The organism is Albidovulum salinarum (assembly GCF_025673475.1).
GTDB lineage: Bacteria > Pseudomonadota > Alphaproteobacteria > Rhodobacterales > Rhodobacteraceae > Albidovulum > Albidovulum salinarum.
The window spans coordinates 55,133-77,173 of record NZ_JAOVQO010000003.1 but is presented as its reverse complement, the minus strand read 5'-3'; the positions used below and the strand labels follow the sequence as shown (position 1 = coordinate 77,173).

General features: G+C 68.0%; 21 protein-coding genes. 16 read left to right on the top strand and 5 right to left on the bottom strand.

The genetic code is table 11. The features are described 5' to 3' along the window. Positions 1 to 2 precede the first annotated feature (2 nt). Positions 3 to 1,004, bottom strand: a complete 1,002-nt coding sequence (gene moaA, locus OEZ60_RS03930) for a GTP 3',8-cyclase MoaA (protein WP_263333420.1) — start codon at positions 1,002 to 1,004, stop codon at positions 3 to 5. Between the two features lie 107 nt (positions 1,005 to 1,111). On the opposite strand from moaA, the gene OEZ60_RS03925 reads away from it, so the two are divergent. Next, positions 1,112 to 2,719, top strand: a complete 1,608-nt coding sequence (locus tag OEZ60_RS03925; protein WP_411709784.1) for an AMP-binding protein — start codon at positions 1,112 to 1,114, stop codon at positions 2,717 to 2,719. 85 nt (positions 2,720 to 2,804) lie between these two features. Here the strand turns inward: OEZ60_RS03925 and OEZ60_RS03920 are convergent, their stop codons facing one another. The 3 genes from OEZ60_RS03920 to glmU are packed head-to-tail and all read right to left on the bottom strand — an operon-like array spanning position 2,805 to position 6,639. Then, positions 2,805 to 3,479 carry a DNA alkylation repair protein gene (locus OEZ60_RS03920; protein WP_263333418.1) on the bottom strand — a complete coding sequence of 225 codons (675 nt, stop codon included), beginning with the start codon at positions 3,477 to 3,479 and terminating at the stop codon, positions 2,805 to 2,807. Then, positions 3,476 to 5,290, bottom strand: a complete 1,815-nt coding sequence (glmS, locus tag OEZ60_RS03915; RefSeq protein WP_263333416.1) for a glutamine--fructose-6-phosphate transaminase (isomerizing) — start codon at positions 5,288 to 5,290, stop codon at positions 3,476 to 3,478. Before glmS ends, OEZ60_RS03920 begins: the two co-directional genes overlap by 4 nt. 2 nt (positions 5,291 to 5,292) lie before the next feature. Next, positions 5,293 to 6,639, bottom strand: coding sequence for a bifunctional UDP-N-acetylglucosamine diphosphorylase/glucosamine-1-phosphate N-acetyltransferase GlmU (gene glmU / locus OEZ60_RS03910; protein WP_263333414.1), 1,347 nt, complete (start codon positions 6,637 to 6,639; stop codon positions 5,293 to 5,295). Between the two features lie 110 nt (positions 6,640 to 6,749). Here glmU and OEZ60_RS03905 point away from each other — a divergent pair, with 110 nt between their 5' ends. Both OEZ60_RS03905 and OEZ60_RS03900 read left to right on the top strand, forming a co-directional pair. Next, a complete protein-coding gene (locus OEZ60_RS03905) occupies positions 6,750 to 7,412 on the top strand; it encodes an HAD-IA family hydrolase (protein ID WP_263333412.1) in 663 nt (220 codons plus the stop codon). Positions 7,413 to 7,531: 119 nt separating this feature from the next. Next, entirely contained in the window at positions 7,532 to 8,758 is a 1,227-nt protein-coding gene (locus tag OEZ60_RS03900) for a DegT/DnrJ/EryC1/StrS family aminotransferase (protein WP_263333410.1), read from the top strand. A 134-nt stretch (positions 8,759 to 8,892) separates the two neighbouring features. Here the strand turns inward: OEZ60_RS03900 and OEZ60_RS03895 are convergent, their stop codons facing one another. After that, complete coding sequence (locus OEZ60_RS03895) at positions 8,893 to 9,597, bottom strand: phytochelatin synthase family protein (protein ID WP_263333408.1); 705 nt, start codon at positions 9,595 to 9,597, stop codon at positions 8,893 to 8,895. Between the two features lie 288 nt (positions 9,598 to 9,885). On the opposite strand from OEZ60_RS03895, the gene OEZ60_RS03890 reads away from it, so the two are divergent. The 13 genes from OEZ60_RS03890 (at position 9,886) to nuoE (ending at position 22,007) form a co-directional block, all read left to right on the top strand. Further along, the gene (locus tag OEZ60_RS03890; RefSeq protein WP_263333406.1) at positions 9,886 to 11,049 is read left to right on the top strand and encodes an isovaleryl-CoA dehydrogenase; all 1,164 of its coding nucleotides are present in this window, start codon (positions 9,886 to 9,888) and stop codon (positions 11,047 to 11,049) included. Between the two features lie 45 nt (positions 11,050 to 11,094). Beyond that, on the top strand, positions 11,095 to 12,699 hold the full coding sequence (locus OEZ60_RS03885; RefSeq protein WP_263333404.1) for a carboxyl transferase domain-containing protein: 1,605 nt from the start codon (positions 11,095 to 11,097) through the stop codon (positions 12,697 to 12,699). Between the two features lie 3 nt (positions 12,700 to 12,702). Further along, positions 12,703 to 13,266 carry a thermonuclease family protein gene (locus OEZ60_RS03880; protein ID WP_263333402.1) on the top strand — a complete coding sequence of 188 codons (564 nt, stop codon included), beginning with the start codon at positions 12,703 to 12,705 and terminating at the stop codon, positions 13,264 to 13,266. Continuing rightward, on the top strand, positions 13,266 to 13,703 hold the full coding sequence (locus tag OEZ60_RS03875) for an ASCH domain-containing protein (RefSeq protein ID WP_263333400.1): 438 nt from the start codon (positions 13,266 to 13,268) through the stop codon (positions 13,701 to 13,703). Before OEZ60_RS03880 ends, OEZ60_RS03875 begins: the two co-directional genes overlap by 1 nt. An 85-nt stretch (positions 13,704 to 13,788) precedes the next feature. Next, entirely contained in the window at positions 13,789 to 15,717 is a 1,929-nt protein-coding gene (locus OEZ60_RS03870; RefSeq protein ID WP_263333398.1) for an acetyl-CoA carboxylase biotin carboxylase subunit, read from the top strand. Next, complete coding sequence (locus OEZ60_RS03865; protein ID WP_263333397.1) at positions 15,714 to 16,370, top strand: glutathione S-transferase family protein; 657 nt, start codon at positions 15,714 to 15,716, stop codon at positions 16,368 to 16,370. The genes OEZ60_RS03870 and OEZ60_RS03865 overlap by 4 nt, the downstream gene beginning before the upstream one ends. Then, entirely contained in the window at positions 16,363 to 17,214 is an 852-nt protein-coding gene (locus OEZ60_RS03860) for a hydroxymethylglutaryl-CoA lyase (RefSeq protein WP_263333395.1), read from the top strand. Before OEZ60_RS03865 ends, OEZ60_RS03860 begins: the two co-directional genes overlap by 8 nt. Positions 17,215 to 17,242: 28 nt before the next feature. Next, positions 17,243 to 18,025, top strand: coding sequence for a crotonase/enoyl-CoA hydratase family protein (locus OEZ60_RS03855; RefSeq protein WP_263333394.1), 783 nt, complete (start codon positions 17,243 to 17,245; stop codon positions 18,023 to 18,025). A 201-nt stretch (positions 18,026 to 18,226) separates the two neighbouring features. Next, positions 18,227 to 18,592: an NADH-quinone oxidoreductase subunit A gene (locus OEZ60_RS03850; protein WP_263333392.1), complete on the top strand. Its 366-nt coding sequence runs from the start codon at positions 18,227 to 18,229 to the stop codon at positions 18,590 to 18,592. Further along, positions 18,583 to 19,116 (top strand): NuoB/complex I 20 kDa subunit family protein, encoded by a 534-nt coding sequence (locus tag OEZ60_RS03845; RefSeq protein WP_263333390.1) that lies wholly within the window; start codon positions 18,583 to 18,585, stop codon positions 19,114 to 19,116. The genes OEZ60_RS03850 and OEZ60_RS03845 overlap by 10 nt, the downstream gene beginning before the upstream one ends. A 10-nt stretch (positions 19,117 to 19,126) precedes the next feature. Then, a complete protein-coding gene (locus OEZ60_RS03840) occupies positions 19,127 to 19,732 on the top strand; it encodes an NADH-quinone oxidoreductase subunit C (protein ID WP_263333388.1) in 606 nt (201 codons plus the stop codon). Then, complete coding sequence (locus OEZ60_RS03835; protein ID WP_263333385.1) at positions 19,732 to 20,952, top strand: NADH-quinone oxidoreductase subunit D; 1,221 nt, start codon at positions 19,732 to 19,734, stop codon at positions 20,950 to 20,952. The genes OEZ60_RS03840 and OEZ60_RS03835 overlap by 1 nt, the downstream gene beginning before the upstream one ends. Next, positions 20,952 to 22,007 (top strand): NADH-quinone oxidoreductase subunit NuoE, encoded by a 1,056-nt coding sequence (nuoE, locus tag OEZ60_RS03830; protein WP_263333383.1) that lies wholly within the window; start codon positions 20,952 to 20,954, stop codon positions 22,005 to 22,007. Before OEZ60_RS03835 ends, nuoE begins: the two co-directional genes overlap by 1 nt. Positions 22,008 to 22,041: the final 34 nt, after the last annotated feature.

Sequence of the window (22,041 nt, the reverse complement as noted above, 5' to 3'; positions counted from 1 at the left end):
GATCAGCCGCCGGTATGGCTCATGTGGCGCGAGACCTGGCCCTTCACCTTCTGGCGCGAATAGTCGAAGTCATGGCCCTTGGGCTTGCGAGCGATCGCCGCGCGGATCGCGGTTTCGAGCGGTGCGTCGTCGGAACTCGCGCGCAAGGGCGCGCGGAGGTCGGCATTGTCCTCCTGCCCGAGGCACATGAAGAGCTCGCCCGTACAGGTCACGCGGACGCGGTTGCAGCTTTCGCAGAAATTGTGCGTCAGCGGCGTGATGAAGCCGATCTTCTGGCCCGTCTCCTCGATCCGCACGTAGCGCGCGGGGCCGCCGGTGCGTTCGGCGAGGTCGGTGAGCGTGAAGCGCTCGGCGAGGCGTGCGCGCAGGTCCTTCAGCGGCCAGTACTGGTCGAGCCGCATCTCCTCGCCCATCTCGCCCATCGGCATCACCTCGATGAAGGTGAGGTCGTGGCCCTCGTTCGCGCACCAGTCGAGGAGCGGGAAAAGCTCGTCCTCGTTGAAGCCCTTGAGCGCCACGGTGTTGATCTTGACCCGGAGCCCGGCGGCGGTCGCGGCGCGGATGCCGTCCATGACCTGCGGCAGGCGGCCCCAGCGGGTGATTTCCTGGAACTTCGCCGGATCGAGCGTGTCGAGCGAGACATTGACGCGGCGCATCCCGAGCGCGGCGAGATCGGCGGCGAAGCGGGCGAGCTGTGAGCCGTTCGTGGTCAGCGTCAGCTCCTTCAGGGCGCCGGTCTCCAGATGCCGGGAGATCGACTTGAAGAAGGTCATGATGTCGCGCCGCACCAAAGGCTCGCCGCCGGTGATGCGCAGCTTCTCCACCCCGAGGTGGATGAAGGTGGTGCAGAGCCGGTCGAGTTCCTCCAGCGTCAGGAGGTCCTTCTTCGGCAGGAACTGCATGTGCTCGGCCATGCAATAGGTGCAGCGGAAGTCGCAGCGGTCCGTCACCGAGACACGCAGGTAGGAGATCGGACGGGCGAAGGGGTCTATGAGCGGGGTCATTGGTCGAACTTACTGCCGGGCAGGAGGGGGTACAAGCGCGACTTGACAGGGCAGGGCGAAGCGCCTCCTCTCGGGGCGTGCAAGAGCGAGGATGGGACAGGGCCGGGATGGACCGCAGGATGCTCGGCGAAGGCCGGGACTGGCAGGCGCTGAGGCAGGGGTTTCGCTGGCGGGTGCCGGAGCGGTTTTCGATTGCCGAGGCCTGTTGCGACAGCTGGGCGCGGGCGGAGCCGGAGCGGCTTGCGCTGATCGAGCTGGGCGAGGCCAGCGCGGTTCGGCGCTGGACCTATGGCGAGCTGAAGCGGGCCTCGGACCGGCTCGCCAATGCCTTCGCCGCGCGCGGCCTGAAGCGCGGCGAGCGGGTGGCGGTGCTTCTTCCGCAGGGGCCGGCGGTGCTGGTCGCGCATTTCGCGGCGCTGAAGCTCGGGGCGGTGGTGCTGCCGCTGTTCACGCTCTTCGGGCCGGATGCGCTGCAGTACCGGCTTGCCGATGCGCGGGCGCGGATCGTGGTGACGGACCGGACCAGTCTCGACCGGCTCGACCCCATTCGCGCGGCACTTCCCGACCTGCGCGAGGTCTATTGCATCGAGCCCTCGGCGGAGCGGGATCTCTGGGCCGAGATCACGGCGGGATCGGAGCGGCTGATGCCGGTGCCTGTCGCGGCGGAGGATCCGGCGGTGCTGATCTACACCTCGGGCACGACCGGCGCGCCGAAGGGCGTCGTGCATGCCCATCGCTTCTTGCTCGGCCATCTGCCGAATGTCGAGTTGAGCCAGGGCTTTTTCCCCCGGCCGGGCGCGGTCGGCTGGACACCGGCGGACTGGGCCTGGATCGGCGGGCTCATGGATATGGCGATGCCCTGTCTTTACTACGGCGTGCCGCTCGTCTGCCGGCGAATGCGCAGGTTCGACCCCGACGAAGCCTTCGCGATCATGCGCGACCATGCCGTGACGAACCTCTTCCTGCCGCCGACGGCGCTGAAGCTGATGCGGGGCGCGTCCGTGCCGGAGGGGCTTGGCGTGCGGGCGGTGTCGTCGGGCGGCGAGAGCCTTGGCGCCGATATGCTCGACTGGGGCCGTTCGGCGCTGGGGGCGCCGATCAACGAGATCTATGGCCAGACCGAGTGCAACCTCGTTGTCTGCTCGGCGGAAGGCGTGTTTCCGACGAAGCCGGGCGCGATGGGCCGCGCGGTGCCCGGCGCGGAGGTCGCGGTGATCGACGGCGAGGGGCGGACGGTGCCGGATGGCGAGACCGGCGAGATCGCAGTCAGGCGCGGCCATCCGGTGATGTTCCTCGAATATCTCGGCAAACCCGAGGCGACGGCGGCGAAGTACGCGGGCGACTGGCTCAGGACCGGCGACCTCGGGACCCGCGACGGCGAGGGCTATTTCGCCTTCGTGGCGCGCGACGACGACATCATCTCGTCGGCCTGCTACCGGATCGGGCCGTCGGAGATCGAGAACTGCCTGACCGGGCATCCCGATGTGGTGATGGCGGCCTGCGTGGGCGTGCCGGACCCGGTCCGGGGCGAGGTGGTGAAGGCCTACGTCGTGCTGCGCAAGGGGGCGGTCTGGGGCGGGCTTCCCGAGGCGCTGATTGCGAGGGTGCGGGAGCGCGTGAGCCCGCATGTCGCCCCCCGCTACGTCGAGCGGCGCGAGGATCTGCCGATGACGGCGACCGGCAAGATCATGCGGCGGGCGCTCCGCGGGGGGTAATACCCGGGGCGCTGCCCGCGCCGGCCGGTTCTTGAACCGGTGGCGAACCTGCCGGCGCCCCGGGGTACTTCGGCAATGAAGAAGCTCAAAGGTATTTACCGGCTTCCTTGCGGGCAAAGGGCTTGAGCCGGCCGCCGTGGGTGGCCAGAAAGGCGCGGGCGCGGTCGGGGTCGTGTTTCGAGAGGTCCCGCAGCCACCAGGCGACGGCCTTCTGGATGAACCATTCCCGGTCATCGGCGTAGGACGCAGCCCAGCCGAGCACGCGGTCGCGGATCGCGATGTCCTCCTCGCCCGGATGGTTCTGCTTGGTCCAGGGCAGGGTGATGACGAGTGCCGCGCGGCGGGCCCACATGTGGTCGGAGCGGGTCCAGGCCTCGACCTCGTCGATGCGGGAGGGGTCGGCCACGAGCCGGCGCGCGCCGGCGTCGCAGGCATGGTCGGCGATGGCCCAGCCGTCGAATTCGGGCACCCAAGAGGCGATGAGGCGCCAGGCATCCTCGTCCGGCCGCAGCCGCGCCTGCGCGAGCAGTTTCGCCGCCGCAATGCGGGCCTCGAAGATGTCTGTCCGCCAGAGCCGGTCGGCGAGCGCGACCCGGTCCGGGACGGAAAGGGCCTGCCGCCAGGTTTTCGCGAGGTCGTTCAGCAACGGGTTCGGTATGCCGAGAACCTCGCGGGTCTGCTTGTGATAGGCCGCCATCTGCGCCGCCCGGCCGGGTTCGATCCCGGCCCGGAGCCCGGCCAAGGCCTCATCGAGCGTCATTCCACGGTCACGGACTTGGCGAGGTTTCGCGGCTGGTCGACGTCGGTGCCCTTCGCGACGGCCGCGTGATAGGCCAGAAGCTGGGCAGGCAGCGCGTAGAGGATCGGCGCGAGGAGTGCGGGCAGTTCGGGCAGGGTAAGCGTCTTCCAGGTGCCGTAGCTCGCCTCGTCGGCGCCCTTAGCGTCGGTGATCAGGACCACCTTGCCGTGCCGCGCCATCACCTCCTGCATGTTCGACACGGTCTTGTCGAAGAGCGCATCGCGCGGGGCGAGGACGATGACCGGCACCGCTTTGTCGATCAAGGCGATCGGGCCGTGCTTGAGTTCGCCCGAAGCATAGCCCTCGGCGTGGATATAGCTGATTTCCTTGAGTTTCAGCGCACCTTCGAGCGCCAGCGGGAACATCGCGCCGCGGCCGAGGAAGAGGACGTCCTGCGCCTCGGCGATGGCGGCGGCGGTCGCGGCGATCGTCGGCTCGCGGGTCAGCGTCTGGTTCATCAGGCCGGGCAGGGAGGCGAGCGCCTTGAGGTGTTCGGCTAGCGCCGCGTCGTCGATCCGGCCGCGCTGGCGGCCGGCTTCGAGCGCCAGGAGCAGGAGCACCGCGAGCTGGCAGGTGAAGGCCTTCGTCGAGGCGACGCCGACCTCGACCCCGGCGAGGATCGGGAGCGCGATGTCGCTTTCTCGCGCGATCGACGAGGTCGCGACGTTCACCACCGAGACGATCTTCGCGACCTTGTCGCGGGCGTAGCGGAGGGCGGCGAGCGTGTCGGCGGTCTCGCCCGACTGGCTGACGAAGATGGCGAAGGAGTTCTGCGGCAGGGGCGGTTCGCGGTAGCGGAACTCCGAGGCGATATCGACCTCGCAATTCAGGCCTGCCAGGCTTTCGAACCAGTACTTCGCCGTCATGCAGGCATAGGAGGCGGTGCCGCAGGCCACCAGCGTCAGCCGGTCCAGCGTGGCAAAGTCGAGCTCCTCGGGCAGGTTGATCTTCCCGCCCCGGCAGTAATGCTTGATCGCGTCGGCCAGAACGATCGGCTGCTCGGCGATCTCCTTGGCCATGAAGTGCTTGTAGCCCGCCTTCTCGATCCGGGTCGCGTCGAGCTGGATCTTCTGGACGTCGCGGTTGGCGCGGCGGCCTGCCGCGTCGAAGATCTCGACGCCGGCGCGGGTGACGAAGGCGTAGTCGCCCTCCTCCAGGTAGGTGATGCGGTCGGTCATCGGCGCCAGCGCGATCGCATCGGATCCGACGAACATCTCGCCCTGACCGTGGCCAATCGCCAGCGGCGAACCCTTGCGGGCGGCGATCATCAAGTCCTCCTCGCCATCGAAGAGGAAGAGGAGCGCGAAGGCGCCGTCGAGCTGCTTCAGGGTCTCGCGCGCGGCGTCGCGGGGCGAGAGGCCCTGGTCCATGTGATGGCGGACGAGGAGCGCGACCGTTTCCGTGTCAGTCTCGGTCTCGCAGGCGAGGCCCTTTTCGGCAAGCTCGGCGCGCAGTTCGCGGAAATTCTCGATGATGCCGTTGTGGACCACGGCGACCGGGCCGGAGCGGTGGGGATGGGCGTTGATCACCGTTGCCGCGCCGTGGGTCGCCCAGCGGGTATGGCCGATGCCGGCCTTGCCCGCGAGCGGCTCGTGCACGAGGAGATCGGAGAGGTTGACGAGTTTGCCCACGGCGCGGCGACGGTCGAGCCGCCCCCGGTTCACTGTCGCGATCCCGGCCGAATCGTAGCCGCGATATTCCAAGCGTTTCAGGGCCTCGACGAGAATTGGCGCCACTTCATTGTGGCCTAGCACCCCAACAATTCCACACATTACTAAATCTCTTTCTGCCGCTTCGCCTTCGCGGCTTTCATTTTATCAAATAATTTGCGGGCGAGGCCGGATTTCGTGACCTGCCGGCTGCGTGCCACGGCCAGCGCGTCGTCGGGAACGTCCTCGGTGATGACCGAACCCGTCGCGGTCAGCGCCCCTGCGCCGACCTTGACCGGCGCGACCAGCATCGTGTCGGAGCCGATGAAGGCATGCGCGCCGATCTCGGTCCGGTGTTTCGAGACGCCGTCGTAATTGCAGGTCACGGTGCCCGCGCCGATGTTCGTGTGCTCGCCGACATGGGCGTCGCCGAGATACGTGAGATGGCCGACCTTCACGCCCTCGTCGAGGATCGCGTTCTTGATCTCGACGAAGTTGCCGACATGGACATCCTCGGCGAGCTCGGCGCCGGGCCGCAGCCGCGCGAAGGGACCGACGCGGGCGCCGCGCGAGATATGGCAGCCTTCGAGATGGCAGAAGGGCAGGATCTCGGCGCCCGATTCCACGGTGACGCCGGGGCCGAAGACGACGTTGGGGCTGATCACCGTGTCGCGGCCGACGACAGTATCGAAGGCGAAGAACACGGTCTCGGGCGCGGTCAGCGTCACCCCGTTCTCCTGCGCCTCGGCGCGGGCGCGGGCCTGGAAGGCGGCCTCGGCCTGTGCGAGCTGGGCGCGGGTGTCGACGCCGAGCGTCTCGGCCTCGTCGCAGATCACGATGTCGGCGGTGATGCCGCGTTTGCGGGCAGCGGCGACGATGTCGGTCAGATAGTATTCACCGGCCGCGTTGTCGTTCGTGAGGCCCGCGACGAGCTCGTTCAGAAGCGCGGACTCGACGGCCACGACGCCGCTGTTGCAGAGCCGCACCGCGCGCTCGGCCTCGGTCGCGCCCTTGTACTCGACGATCCGTTCAAGCCGGTCGCCGGCCACGATCAGCCGCCCGTAGCGGCGCGGGTCCGACGCGGTGAAACCGAGCACGGTGATGCCGGCCGGGCTCTTGGCGAGCGCGTCGAGCGTCTCCGGACGGATCAGCGGCGTGTCGCCGTAAAGCACGATGACCTTGCCGGTGAACCCCTTGAGCGCCGGCAGGGCCTGGGCCACGGCGTGGCCGGTGCCGAGTTGCTCGGCCTGGATCACGACCTCTGCAGTCTCGTCATGGGCCTTGGCCGCCCTGGTCACCGCTTCGGCCTCGTGGCCGGCGACGATCACGGTGCGCTCGGGCTCAAGGCTCGCGCCGACGGTCATCGCGTGGACGAGGACCGGCGCGCCGGCGAGCCGGTGCAGGACCTTCGGCAGGTCGGAATTCATCCTTGTGCCCTGTCCGGCGGCGAGAATGATGAGAGCTGTGGCCATGAATGGTGCTTTCCTTCGGGTGCCGTCCGTTTTAACCAAGGCCCCGAGGGTCGCAAGGGGGGCTGGGGATCACAACTCCTTTCTGCGCGTTACAGAGGCGGAATGCAGCCATGCGCACGGTCATCTTCGATCTTGACGGGACGCTCGCGGACACATCCGCCGATTTGATCGCCGCCGCGAATGCCTGTTTTCGCGGGCTCGGCGTGGGCGATCTTCTCGATCCGGCCGCCGATGCGCTGACCGCGTTCCACGGCGGCCGAGCGATGCTCAGGCTCGGCTTTACGCGGCTCGGCACCGGCGGCGAGGCCGAGGTCGATCTGGAATACCCCAGGCTTCTCGCCGCCTACGAGGAGGGGATCGACCGCGAAACCCGGCTCTATCCCGGCGCCGCCGAGGCGGTCGAGGCGCTGCGGTCCGCCGGTTACGCGACCGGCATCTGCACCAACAAGCCAGAGCGGCTGGCCGAGCTCCTGGTGACGCGACTTGGGGTCCGCGGGCTCTTCGGCTCGCTCGTCGGTGCCGACACGCTGCCGGTTCGCAAGCCCGACCCGGCGCCCTATTTCCTCTCGGTCGACCGCGCCGGCGGCGAGGTCGGCCGCTCGCTCCTTATCGGCGACACCGAAACCGACCGGCGCACCGGTACGGCCGCCGGCGTGCCGGTCGCGCTTGTGACCTTCGGTCCGGCCGGACGCGGAGTCGAGGCGCTCGCCCCCGAGGCGCTCGTCGACGATTTCTATGCGCTTCCCGGGATCGTCCAAGCGCTGATCGGCTGAGACCGGCGGTTTCGCGCGCCCGAACCGCCGATTTCGCGAAACCGAAACCCCGCCCGCCGGATTGACGCCGCGCGCCGGGCGAAGGACAACCCTCGCATGGCCCCGCCGACGAGGATGCGATGAGCGAGCGTTTTACCGGAAGCTTCACCCAACAGGAGCCGATCCCCGAGGCGGGGATCGAGGCGGCGCTGAAGGTCCTGCGCCACGGCCGGCTGCACCGCTACAATACCGCGCCGGAAGAGATCGCCGAAACCGCGCTCCTCGAGGAGGAATTCGCGGCCTTCACCGGCGCGAAATACTGCCTCGCGGTGGCCTCGGGCGGCTATGCGATCGGCTGCGCCCTGCGGGCGATCGGCGTCGGGCCGGGCGACCGGGTCCTGACCAACGCCTTCACGCTGGCGCCGGTGCCGGGCGCCATCGCCGCCGTCGGCGCGGCGCCGGCCTTCGTCGAGACGACCGAGAACCTGACAGTCGACCTCGATGACCTCGCGGCCAAGCTGGCGGGCGCGAAGGCGCTGGTCCTCAGCCACATGCGCGGCCATATCTGCGACATGGACCGGCTGATGGCGCTTTGCGACGCGGCCGGCGTCCCGGTGATCGAGGATTGCGCCCACACGATGGGGGCGGCCTGGCGGCAGACGCCCTCGGGCCGGCACGGGATCGCCGGCTGCTACTCGACCCAGACCTACAAGCACATGAACTCGGGCGAGGGCGGGCTCCTCGTCTCGGACGATCCCGACCTGATGGCCCGCGCGACCATCCTCTCGGGCAGCTACATGCTCTACACCCGTCACCGCGCCGCGCCCGGACCCGAGGCCTTCGAAAAGGTGAAATACGTCACCCCCAATGTCTCGGGCCGGATGGACAACCTGCGCGCGGCGATTCTCAGGCCGCAGCTCGCCGACCTGCCGGCCCAATGCGCCCGCTGGAACGCGCTCTACCAGGTGCTGGAGGCGGGGCTGGCCGATACGCCCGGCCTCCGGCTCATCCCGCGCCCCGCCGAGGAGCATTACGTGGCCTCCTCGTTCCAGTTCCTGCTGCCGGGCTGGTCCGGCGACAGGGTCCGCGCCCTGATCGCCCGCGCCGCCGCCCGCGGGGTCGAGCTGAAATGGTTCGGCCATGCCGAGCCGACAGGGTTTACCTCGCGCCACGACAGCTGGCGCTACGCAGAGGCCCAGTCGCTGCCGAACACCGACCGCATCCTCGCGGGCCTCATCGACATGCGCCTGCCCCTGACCTTCTCCACCGACGACGCAGCCCTCATCGCGCGGATCATCCGGGCCGAAGTCCTGGCAGTCCACCAGGGCGAGGCGGGGCCGGTCGAAGCTGTTCCGGCGGCGGACTGACCCTGCCATCGCGCGGTTACGGTTCGGCGGTCACTTCATCCTGAAGCGGACGCTTCCGCGTCACGGGACGGCGCAAATGCGCAAAGCCGTCCGCTGCTCGGGGCATCGCATCGGCGCGTCCATGGCAGACCGGGTCATCGAACGACGAGCAGGTATCCTCGCGAGCGATCGTCGTTGTCGGAATCCGGCGTGTTCATCGCATCGAACAACGCCGCAGCATCGACCCAGACAGGCGGGTACTTGTAGCGGGTCACGTCGAGTATGAGGAATCTGTCGGTCTCCGCATCATAGGCGCCGAGCGGCGAGATGTGACCGCCCCGTTCCTGTCCGAGACTGGAGCGGAGATAGTTGACCAGAACAAAGCTCTCCGCGTCCCCGATGCTGTCGATCGCGGCGCGCCTGAACTCCTCGAGCGAGGAGTCGGCGGCATGATGCACGCTCGCCGCCACGGAATGGGCTTCGAACATCCTGCCGAGCTCGTCGAGCGTGAGGCCGGCCCTCTCGATCCGGGCCCGGGGCTTCACGGCCTCCGTGGCAGGCGTGAAGACATTCTCCTGATCGAACATACCGAGTCCGAGGGTCATGTCAGACGCCGGACGCGGGACGTCGAGAGCATTGAGGACCATCGCGATTGAAGCCGGACCGCAGAAGGCCGGATGCACCTGGTTGGTGAAATGGATGGCAAGGTCGAAGTAATCGGCCCGGGCCTCTGCCTCGATCAGCAACGCCTGACCGTTGTCGCTGTTCAGGGCGATCAGGCTTTCCGGGAGGGGGAGGGTCTCGGCGGTCGCCTGGCCGCAGAGGCCAAGGCACAGAAGGCCGAAGAGTGTCTGTCGCATTCGATCCCCCGATATTGATCCTTAGGGATACAGAATGCCATGAAGTTCCATGTGGACCAATGACTGGCGGGATCCGGCGGGTCGCACCGTCTTCGGTCTTCGCTCCGATCGAACATTCCTGTCATGCCGACCGCAGATGTTCGGCGATCCATCGAGGTCTTTTCCCCTGGATGCAGAGCTGAGCCGATTCCCAACGCCGCTGCGCGTCCCTTGCCGCAGCACCCCATTGACCCGACTCACCCTTTCGATCTATGAATTGAACGCACGTTCATTTACACGGAGGCGCCGATGTTCACCGCATCCATGAAGTTCCACCTTGGCGAGGAGATCGAGGCGCTCCGCGACATGGTCCACCGCTGGGCGCAGGAGCGCGTCAAGCCGATGGCCGCGGAGATCGATCGGTCGAACGAGTTTCCCGCCGAACTCTGGAAAGAGATGGGCGAGCTTGGCCTTCTCGGCATCACGGTGCCGGAGGAATACGGCGGTGCGGGGATGGGCTATCTCGCCCACTGCGTCGCGGTCGAGGAGATCGCGCGCGCCTCGGCCTCGGTAAGCCTCTCCTACGGCGCGCATTCCAACCTCTGCGTCAATCAGATCAAGCTCAACGGCACCGACGAGCAGAAGCGCAGGTACCTGCCGCGCCTGATCTCCGGCGAGCATGTCGGCGCGCTCGCGATGTCCGAGGCCGGGGCAGGGTCCGACGTCGTCTCGATGAAGCTCCGTGCCGAGAAGAAGAACGACCGCTTCGTGCTGAACGGCACCAAGTTCTGGATCACCAACGGGCCGGACGCCGATACCCTCGTCGTCTATGCCAAGACCGACCCAGAGGCCGGATCGAAGGGCATCACCGCCTTCCTGATCGAGAAGGAAATGAAGGGTTTCTCGACCTCGAAGCACTTCGACAAGCTCGGCATGCGCGGCTCCAACACCGCCGAACTGATCTTCGACGATGTCGAGGTGCCGTTCGAGAACATCCTCGGCGAGGAGGGCAGGGGCGTCCGCGTCCTCATGTCCGGGCTCGACTACGAGCGCGTCGTGCTCTCGGCCATCGGCACCGGCATCATGGCGGCCTGCCTAGACGAGGTCATGCCCTACCTCGCGCAGCGCAAGCAGTTCGGCCAGCCGATCGGGAACTTCCAGCTCATGCAGGGCAAGATCGCCGACATGTACACCAAGATGAACTCGGCCCGCGCCTATATCTATGAGGTCGCGAAGGCCTGCGACCGCGGCGAGGTCACCCGCCAGGACGCGGCGGCCTGCGTGCTCTACGCCTCCGAGGAGGCGATGGTCGTCGCCCACCAGGCGGTGCAGGCGATGGGCGGCATGGGCTTCATGAACGAGACTCCCGTCGCCCGCATCTTCCGCGATGCGAAGCTGATGGAGATCGGCGCCGGAACATCCGAAATCCGCCGAATGCTGATCGGCCGCGAGCTGATGGGGGCGATGGCCTGAGCCAAGCCCCGCTGCGCCCTGCAACCTACTTTCGAGGCCTGACCGATGCGTCTGACTTCCTCCGTCCTCTCCACCTCCGACACCTTCCGCGCCAACCGAGCGGCGCATGAGGCGATGCTGGCGACCATTGCCGAGGCCGCCCAGCGTGCCGCCGCCGGCGGCGGCGAGAAGTCTCTCGCCCGCCACGTCGCTCGCGGCAAGATGCCGCCGCGCGAGCGGGTGGCGAACCTGCTCGATGCCGGTTCGCCTTTCCTCGAAGTCGGTGCCACCGCCGCCCACGGCATGTACGATGGCGACGCCCCCGCCGCCGGGGTCATCGCCGGGATCGGCAGGGTGCATGGCCAGGAGGTCATGGTGGTGGCCAACGACGCCACCGTGAAGGGCGGCACCTACTACCCGATGACCGTGAAGAAACACCTCCGCGCGCAGGAGATCGCCGAGGAGAACCGTCTGCCCTGCGTCTACCTCGTGGATTCGGGCGGCGCCAACCTTCCGAACCAGGACGAGGTCTTCCCCGACCGCGACCATTTCGGCCGGATCTTCTACAACCAGGCCCGGATGTCCTCCAAGGGTATCCCCCAGATCGCGGTTGTCATGGGCTCCTGCACCGCCGGCGGCGCCTACGTCCCGGCCATGTCGGACGTCTCGATCATCGTGAAGGAGCAGGGGACGATCTTCCTCGCCGGGCCGCCCCTCGTGAAGGCCGCGACCGGCGAGGTGGTCAGCGCTGAGGATCTCGGCGGCGGCGATGTCCACACCCGACTCTCCGGCGTCGCCGACTACCTCGCGGAGGACGACGCCCATGCGCTGGCGCTCGCCCGCCGCGCCATCGGCAACCTCAACCGGGCAAAGCCCGCAACCGTGCAGTGGCAGAGCCCCGAAGCCCCGGCCTACGATCCCGAGGAGATCCTCGGCCTCGTCCCCGCCGACCTGCGCACCCCCTACGACATCCGCGAGGTGATCGCGCGCGTGGTCGACGGCTCGCGCTTCGACGAGTTCAAGCCGCGCTTCGGCGAGACGCTGGTGACCGGCTTCGCCCATGTCGAGGGCTGCCCCGTCGGCATCGTTGCCAACAACGGCGTGCTCTTCTCCGAATCCGCGATCAAGGGCGCGCATTTCGTGGAACTGTGCAGCCAGCGCGGCATCCCGCTGGTGTTCCTCCAGAACATCACCGGCTTCATGGTCGGCCGCAAATACGAGAACGAGGGCATCGCCCGGCACGGCGCCAAGATGGTGACCGCGGTGGCAACGACATCGGTGCCGAAGATCACCATGCTCGTCGGCGGGAGCTTCGGCGCCGGCAACTATGGCATGGCCGGGCGCGCCTATTCGCCGCGTTTCCTCTGGACCTGGCCCAATTCCCGCATCTCGGTGATGGGTGGCGAACAGGCGGCGGGCGTCCTTGCCACAGTCAAGCGTGACGGCATCGAGCGAGCTGGGGGCACATGGAGCCCGGAGGAAGAGGCCGAGTTCAAGCGCCCCACGATCGAGATGTTCGAGGAACAGTCGCATCCGCTCTACGCCTCGGCCCGGCTCTGGGACGACGGAATCATCGACCCGAGAAAGACCCGCGAGGTGCTGGGCCTCAGCCTTTCGGCGGCGCTGAACGCGCCGATCGAGCCGACCCGCTTCGGCGTCTTCCGGATGTGAGCGATGGCGAAACGGCGCAATAACCTGATCCGCTTCAGCCGCGACTACCGACGGCCGCTCAGGCGGAGCGCGGGTGTGTCGCCGCACCGGAAGAGCCGGTCCCGGCGGCTCGCCGATCCGCGCGTCTACCTGAATGCGGTGATCGTGGTCGCGTCGGTCGGGCTCATCCTCTTGCCGGGCGTCGCCGACGCGACCCTCGCGGTGACGCGACCGGTCGCCTCGACAGGCGGCGCCTGCCGCATCTACCGCGTCGTCGACGGCGATACGGTCCGGATGTGGTGCGCGGACGGAGGAGAGACGCCGGCGCGGCTCACCGGCTACGACACGCCCGAGCTCTTCTCGCCGTCCTGCCCTTCCGAACTCGCCGCCGCGATCCGCGCGAAATGGGCGCTGCGCCAGGCGATATGGCAGGCCGAAACGGTGGAACTGGTCCGCGAGGGCGAGGATCGCTACGGCCGCGCGCTGGTCGCGCTCATCGTCGATGGCGAACCGGTCCAGCGGCGGATGATCGAGGACGGCCACGCCCGCCCCTATGCGGGCGGCCGGCGCGCCGGATGGTGCGCGTGATGGCGGCGAAACCGAACACGATCCTCACGCTTCAGGCCGCGAAAGCGCGGTATCCGGGCGCCGAGACCTTCACCTTCGGCGACAGCCGCGCGCTTTGCGATAGGCTCCTGGCGCTCGTCCGTTCGGGGGCCAAGACCGCGACCTGCGGCGCGCTTCGGGACTTCGAAGCCGGAGCGGACCCGATGCCGGTCGTCGGTCGGCGGGATATCGCGCTCGACTGGGACGGCGCGCCCGCTCTGGTGATCGAAACCCGCGAGGTCGCGATCCGGCGATTCCGCGACATCGGTGAGGACTTCGCGCTCGCCGAGGGAGAGAACGACACGCTCGAAGGCTGGCGCGCCGGCCATCGCCGCTTCTTCGAACGCAATGGCGGCTTCGATACGGATATGGAGCTCGTCTGCGAGCGCTTCCGGCTGATCGAGGATCTCGGCTCATGACATCCTCCCGCCTTTCTTCATTGCCCAAATACCCCACGGGGGTCCGGGGGTGTGAAACCCCCGGCCGTGCCAGAAGGACGAACGCATGTTCTCGAAAATCCTGATCGCGAACCGGGGCGAGATCGCCGCCCGCGTCATTGACAGCTGCCGCAAGCTCGGCGTCGCCACCGTTGCGGTCTATTCCGATGCCGACGCCACTGCGCGCCATGTCGCGATGGCCGACGAGGCGGTGCATGTCGGTGGCCCCCGCCCGGCCGACAGTTACCTCAGGGGCGACGCGATCATCGCGGCGGCGCTGGCCACGGGCGCAGAGGCGATCCACCCCGGCTACGGGTTTCTTTCGGAAAACCCGGACTTCGTCGACGCCGTCGAGAAGGCGGGGCTGGTCTTTATCGGCCCGTCCTCGGCCGCGATCCGGGCGATGGGTCTCAAGGACGCCGCGAAGGCGCTGATGGAGAAGGCGGGCGTGCCCGTCGTGCCCGGCTACCACGGTGACAACCAGGATCCGGAGCACCTTGCCGGCGCGGCCGACGCGATCGGCTATCCGGTGCTGATCAAGGCGGTCGCGGGCGGCGGCGGCAAGGGGATGCGGCTCGTGGAGCGGGCGAAGGACTTCGCCGACGCGCTCGAAAGCGCGCGAGGCGAGGCGCAGACCGCCTTCGGCAATCCCGCCGTGCTGATCGAGAAATACATCGAGAAGCCGCGCCATATCGAGGTGCAGGTCTTCGGCGACGGCACCCGCGCCGTCCACCTCTTCGAGCGCGACTGCTCGCTCCAGCGCCGCCACCAGAAGGTGATCGAGGAGGCGCCCGCGCCCGGCATGACCGAGGAGATGCGCCAGGCGATGGGCCAGGCCGCGGTGCGCGCGGCCGAGGCGATCGGCTACAAGGGCGCGGGCACGGTCGAGTTCATCGTCGACGGGTCCGAAGGCCTGCGGCCCGACCGCTTCTGGTTCATGGAGATGAACACGCGGTTGCAGGTCGAACACCCGGTGACCGAGGCGATCACCGGTATCGACCTCGTCGAATGGCAGCTCCGCGTCGCCTCCGGCGAACCGCTGACCTCGCGGCAGGAGGATATCCGCCTTGCGGGCCATGCCTTCGAGGCGCGGCTCTATGCCGAGGACGTGCCGGCGGGCTTCCTGCCGGCGACCGGGACGCTCTCGCACCTGCATTTCCCCGACGGCGCGCGCGCCGATACCGGCGTGCGCCCCGGCGACACGATCAGCCCCTGGTACGACCCGATGATTGCCAAGATCATCGTCCACGGGCCGACCCGCGCCATCGCGCTCTCGAAACTCACCGCCGCGCTCGAGGATACCGAGGTCGCCGGGTCGGTGACGAACCTGTCGTTCCTTGCCGCGCTCGCGCGCCACGAGGGTTTCCGCGCGGGCGACGTCGATACCGGCCTCATCGCCCGCGACCTCGCCGCGCTGACCGCTGCGGCCGCGCCGGGACTTGCCGTGCAGGCGCTGGCCGCGCTCGGCGCGGCCGGGCTCGCGGATGGCGGCGCCGCGATGGCGGGCTTCGCGCTCTGGGCACCCTTGCGCCGGACGGTGACCCTCGACGGGTTCGACGCGGTGGTCGAGGCGCTCGGCCCCGGCCGGGCGCGGGTGACGATCGAAGGCGACGTCGCCGATTGCGCGCTGCATTCCGGCGCCTGGTGGGTGAACGGCCGTCCCGCCGGCGCGCGGATCGTGCTGACGCCGGGCACCGTCAGCATCTTCGGTCCCGGCGCCTGGCATTTCGGCCTGACCGATCCCCTCGACCGGCAGAGCGCCGATGCCGGTGGTGGGCTCACGCTCTCGCCGATGCCGGGTCTCGTGAAGGCGGTCTTCGTCACCGCCGGGCAGGCGGTCGCGGCTGGCGATCGGCTCGCGGTGCTCGAGGCGATGAAGATGGAGCATACCCTGACCGCCGCCCGCGACGGCACGGTGGCCGAGGTGCTGGTCGCGGCCGGAACCCAGGTCGAGGCCGGCGCCGCGCTGGTGCGGCTCGAGGAGGAGGAGGCGTGATCCGCCTCCACCATTGCCACCAGACGCGCTCGATGCGTTCGCTCTGGCTGCTCAACGAGCTTGATCTGAAATTCCACGTGGTGCTGCATCCATTCGATAGATCGCTGCGCTCGCTCGACTATCTATCGGTGAACCCGGCCGGCAGGGTGCCAGCGCTGGAGATCGACGAAAGGGTGATCTGGGAGAGCGGCGCCATCACCGAATATCTCTGCGAACGGTTCCCGGAGCCCGAACTCGGCCGCGCGCCGGGGGATCCGGAGCGGATCGACTGGCTGATCTGGGTGCATTTCGCCGAGACGATCAGCCAGCACACGGCTGCGCTCACGCAGCAGCATATCGCGCTTTATGACGACGCGATGCGCAGCCCTGTGGTGATGCGGATCGAGGCGAAGCGGCTGGAAAAATGCTACGGCGCGCTGGAGCGGCGGCTGCTTGGGCGCACGCATCTCCTGGACCGCGGCTTCTCGGCCGCCGATATCGGCGTGGGTCAGGCGCTCTACATGGCGCGCCACTTCGCCCGGCTCGAGGCGTTCCCGACGCTCGCCGCCTGGTACGACCGGGTGACGGCGCGGCCCGCCTTCAAGAAGGCATTGCCGCCGAAGCGGGCCGAACTGCTCTACAAGCGCGACTTCTACGAGGCATGGGATGGCTGAACGCGTCGAGATCGTCGAAATGGGGCCGCGCGACGGGCTCCAGAACGAAAAGCGGATCATTCCGACGGAGGAGAAGATCGCGCTCGTCGACTGCCTCAGCCGCGCCGGGTTCCGGCGGATCGAGGTGGCGAGCTTCGTTTCTCCGAAATGGGTGCCGCAAATGGCCGACAGCGCCGCGGTGCTGGCGGGGATCACGCGGGCGAAGGGCGTGTCCTATGCGGCGCTGACGCCGAACATGAAGGGCTACGAGGCGGCGAAGGCCGCCCGGGCCGACGAGGTGGCGATCTTCGCCTCGGCATCGGAAGGCTTTTCAAAAGCCAACCTGAACTGCACCATCGCCGAGAGCCTCGACCGCTTCCGCCCGGTGGTCGAGGCGGCGCGGGCCGACGGGATCCCGGTCCGGGGCTATGTCTCGGTCGTGACCGATTGCCCCTATGACGGCGCCATTGCGCCGGCCGCGGTGGCGAAGGTGGCCGGGGCCTTGCGCGACATGGGCTGCTATGAACTCAGCCTCGGCGACACGATCGGCCAGGGGCGCCCGGAGACGATCGACGCGATGCTGGCCGCGGTGCTTGAGGAGTTGCCAGCGGAGCGGCTTGCCGGGCACTATCACGACACGGCGGGCCGGGCGCTCGCCAATATCGAGGCGTCGCTGGCGCGGGGCCTCAGGGTCTTCGACGCCGCCGTGGGCGGCCTCGGCGGCTGCCCCTACGCGCCTGGTGCTGCGGGCAATGTCGCGACCGAGGCGGTCGAGGCGCGGCTTCGGGCGCTCGGCTACGAGACAGGGCTCGACCGCGACTGCCTCGCGAAGGCGGCGGGCATGGCGCGCGCAATGCGCGGGTGACGGGGGCGGCATGGAACGGGAGACGGCAATGTACGAGACGATCAGCCTCAACTGCGACACTCGGGGAGTGGCGCGGCTTACGCTCGACCGGCCCGAGAAGCACAACGCGCTCTCGGCCAAGATGATCGCGGAATTGACCGAGGCCGCGGGGCGGCTCGGGCGCGATCCCACGGTGCGGGCGGTCATCCTGACCGGCGCCGGGGAGACCTTCTGCGCGGGCGGCGACCTTGGCTGGATGCGCGAGCAGATCGCAGCGGACGGTGCGACTCGGGCGCGCGAGGCCACCAAGCTCGCGATGATGCTGAACGTGCTCAACACCTGCCCAAAGCCGGTGATCGGCCGGATCCAGGGCAACGCCTTCGGCGGTGGCGTCGGCATGGCCGCGGTCTGCGACGTCGCGATCGGCGCGGCGCAGGCGCGGTTCGGCCTGACCGAGACGAAGCTCGGCCTGATTCCCGCGACGATCGGGCCCTATGTGCTGGCCCGGCTGGGCGAGGCGATGGCGCGGCGCGTCTTCATGTCCGCGCGGCTTTTCGGCGCCGAGGAGGCGGTCACGCTCGGGCTTCTCGCTCGCGCGGTCGATGCCGAAGACCTTGACGGTGCCGTCGAGGCCGAGGTCGCGCCCTATCTCGCCTGTGCTCCGGGCGCAGTCGCGGAGGCCAAGGCGCTGGCCCGCAGGCTCGGGCCGCGGATCGACGAGGCGGTGATCGCCGAGACGATCGAGGCGCTGGTCCGGCGCTGGGAAAGCGCCGAGGCGGCGGAGGGAATCGCGGCCTTCTTCGACAAGCGCGCGCCATCGTGGAAGAGTTGAACGGCGACAAGGGCATTGGCGGTCGGAGGCCTGCCGATGACTTGGCCAGCTAGCGGTAACTGTCCATCACGTCCGACATTTTCCGCACCGTCCGCGACATATTGGCGGCCTCCTTCGGTTGACCCCGTCAGGGCGGGGGAGTAAACGGGCCGGAGCCATATCACGCGCCGGTGATCCCCGCGCGAGACGAAGGAGCCAACGGTGGACGAGCTGCTGCGAGAATACCTTCCCATCCTCATCTTCCTCGCCATGGCCATCGGCCTTGGCCTCGTGCTGATCCTCGCGGCCGCGGTGATCGCGTTCCGCAACCCGGATCCGGAGAAGGTTTCGGCCTACGAATGCGGCTTCAACGCCTTCGACGACGCGCGGATGAAGTTCGACGTGCGCTTCTACCTCGTCTCGATCCTGTTCATCATCTTCGACCTCGAAGTGGCCTTCCTCTTCCCCTGGGCGGTGGCGTTCAAGGACGTCTCGACGGTCGGGTTCTGGTCGATGATGGTGTTCCTCGCCGTGCTGACGATCGGCTTTGCCTATGAGTGGAAGAAGGGGGCGATGGAATGGGCGTGATGACGGGTGCCAACACCGCCGGCGCCGACCGCGAGGTCGCGACCCAGGCGCTGAACCGCGAGCTGCAGGACAAGGGTTTTCTGCTGACCACGACCGAGGACATCATCAACTGGGCGCGGAACGGCTCCTTGCACTGGATGACCTTCGGCCTCGCCTGCTGCGCCGTCGAGATGATGCACACCTCGATGCCGCGCTACGACCTCGAGCGGTTCGGCACCGCGCCGCGCGCCTCCCCGCGCCAGTCGGACCTGATGATCGTCGCCGGTACGCTGACGAACAAGATGGCGCCCGCGCTCCGCAAGGTCTACGACCAGATGCCCGAGCCGCGCTACGTCATCTCGATGGGCTCCTGCGCCAATGGCGGGGGCTATTACCACTACAGCTACTCGGTGGTGCGCGGCTGCGACCGCATCGTGCCGGTCGACATCTACGTCCCGGGCTGCCCGCCGACCGCCGAGGCGCTTCTCTACGGCATCCTGCAACTGCAGCGCCGCATCCGCCGCACCGGCACGCTCGTTCGCTGAGGAGAGTTCCATGACCGAAGACCTTCAGGAACTCAGCCTCCATATCGAGCTCAAGCGCCCCGACGAGGTGGTCGCGACCGAGATCGCGTATGGCGAACTCAACGTCACCGTGACCGTCGCGGGTCTCGTCAACTTCGTCGAGTTCCTCCGCGCCGACCGCAACTGCCGCTTCTCGACGCTCGTCGACATCACCGCGGTGGACTATCCCGAGCGCGCCCAGCGGTTCGACGTCGTCTACCACTTCCTCTCGATGTACCAGAACGCCCGCATCCGCGTCCGGGTCCAGGTCCGAGAGGACGAGATGGTGCCCTCGATCATCGGCATCCATCCGTCCGCCAACTGGTTCGAGCGGGAAGTCTACGACATGTTCGGGGTCATCTTCACCGGCCATCCCGACATGCGCCGCATCCTCACTGACTACGGCTTCCGGGGTCATCCGCTTCGGAAGGACTTCCCGACCACGGGCTATACCGAGGTGCGCTATGACGAGGCGCTGAAGCGGGTGGTCTACGAGCCGGTGAAGCTGACCCAGGATTACCGGCAGTTCGATTTCATGAGCCCCTGGGAGGGCGCGGAATACATCCTTCCGGGCGACGAGAAACAGGGGGCGAAATGATGGACGGCTCCAGAGGCTATGACGACGCCCAGACGGGCGAACAGCGGATCCGCAACTTCAACATCAACTTCGGTCCGCAGCACCCCGCGGCGCACGGCGTTCTGCGCCTTGTGCTGGAGCTGGACGGCGAGGTGGTGGAGCGGTGCGATCCCCATATCGGCCTTCTCCACCGTGGCACCGAGAAGCTGATGGAGAGCCGCACCTACCTGCAGAACCTGCCCTATCTCGACCGGCTCGATTACGTCGCGCCGATGAACCAGGAACATGCTTGGTGCCTCGCGATCGAGAAGCTGACCGGGGTCGAGGTGCCGCGCCGGGGCTCGCTGATACGGGTGCTATACTCCGAGATCGGCCGCATCCTGAACCACCTCCTCAACGTCACCACGCAGGCGATGGACGTCGGCGCGCTGACGCCGCCCCTCTGGGGCTTCGAGGAGCGCGAGAAGCTCATGGTCTTCTATGAGCGCGCGTGCGGAGCGCGGCTCCACGCCGCCTATTTCCGCCCCGGCGGCGTGCATCAGGACCTGCCCGACGATCTCCTGAACGACATCGAGGAATGGGCGCATGCCTTCCCGAAGGTTATCGACGATCTCGACGGGCTCCTGACCGAGAACCGCATCTTCAAGCAGCGCAATGCCGATATCGGCATCGTGACCGAGGAAGACGCGCTGAAATGGGGCTATTCCGGCGTCATGGTGCGCGGTTCGGGCATGGCCTGGGACCTGCGCCGCGCCCAGCCCTACGAATGCTACGACGAGTTCGACTTCAAGATCCCCGTCGGCAAGAACGGCGACTGCTATGACCGCTATCTCTGCCGCATGGAGGAGATGCGCCAGTCGACCTCGATGATCCATCAGGCGATCGCCAAGCTCAGGGCCCCCGAGGGCAAGGGCGACGTGCTCGCCCGCGGCAAGCTCAGCCCGCCGAAGCGCGGCGAGATGAAGCGCTCGATGGAGGCGCTGATCCACCACTTCAAGCTCTACACCGAGGGCTTCCACGTGCCGGCGGGCGAGGTCTATGCCGCCGTCGAGGCGCCCAAAGGCGAGTTCGGCGTCTACCTCGTCGCCGACGGCACCAACAAGCCCTACCGCGCCAAGCTGCGCGCGCCGGGCTACCTGCATCTGCAGTCGATCGACTGGATGGCCTCGGGCCATCTCCTGGCGGACGTCGCCGCGATCATCGGCACCATGGATATCGTTTTCGGAGAGGTGGATCGCTGATGTTGCGCCGTCTTCACCCGGTTCAACCGGACAGCTTTGCCTTCACGCCCGCGAACCTCGCCTGGGCGGAGGGCCAGATTTCGAAATACCCCGAGGGCCGGCAGGCCTCGGCGGTCATCCCGCTCCTGTGGCGCGCGCAGGAGCAGGAGGGCTGGCTTTCCCGCGCGGCCATCGAGCATGTCGCCGACATGCTGGGGCTGGCGCATATCCGGGCGCTGGAAGTGGCCACGTTCTACTTCATGTTCCAGCTGCAACCCGTTGGCTCTGTTGCCCATATCCAGATCTGCGGCACCACGTCCTGCATGATCTGCGGGGCCGAGGACCTGATCAAGGTCTGCAAGGAGAAGATCGCGCCCCAGGCGCATCAGCTCTCGGCCGACGGCAAGTTCTCCTGGGAAGAGGTAGAGTGCCTTGGTGCCTGCACCAACGCGCCGATGGCCCAGATCGGCAAGGACTATTACGAGGACCTGACGGCGGAGAGCTTCGCGAAGCTCCTCGACGACATGGCCGCCGGCAAGGTGCCGGTGCCGGGTCCGCAGAATGGCCGCTACGCCTCCGAGCCGCTTTCGGGGCTGACGAGCCTCACCGAATACGAGGCTGGCAAGGCGAAGCACAATGCCTCGGCAGGGCTCGCGACCGATATCGGCGACACGCTGAAACGGATCGACGGGACCGAGGTGCCGCTCCTGACGCCGTGGCTCGGCAAGGCAGCGAAGCCCGCCGCCAAGGCCGAAGCGAAGGCGGCGCCCGCGCCGGTTGCCGGTTCGGCGAAACGGCCGCAGGCGCTCGACGTGGCGCGTGAGGGCGGGGCGGACGACCTCAAGAAGATCAAGGGCGTCGGGCCGAAGCTCGAGGAGCTTCTGAACAGCCTCGGCTTCTACCATTACGACCAGATCGCCGCCTGGACGGCCGAGGAACTGGCCTGGGTCGACGAGAACCTCGAGGGCTTCAAGGGCCGGGCGAGCCGCGACGGCTGGGTAGAGCAGGCGAAACTGCTGGCCGGAGGCGGCGAGACCGAGTTCTCGACCCGCGTGGAGAAGGGCGACGTCTACTAAAGAACGCGACGGGGTATGGGATCGATGTCGGAGA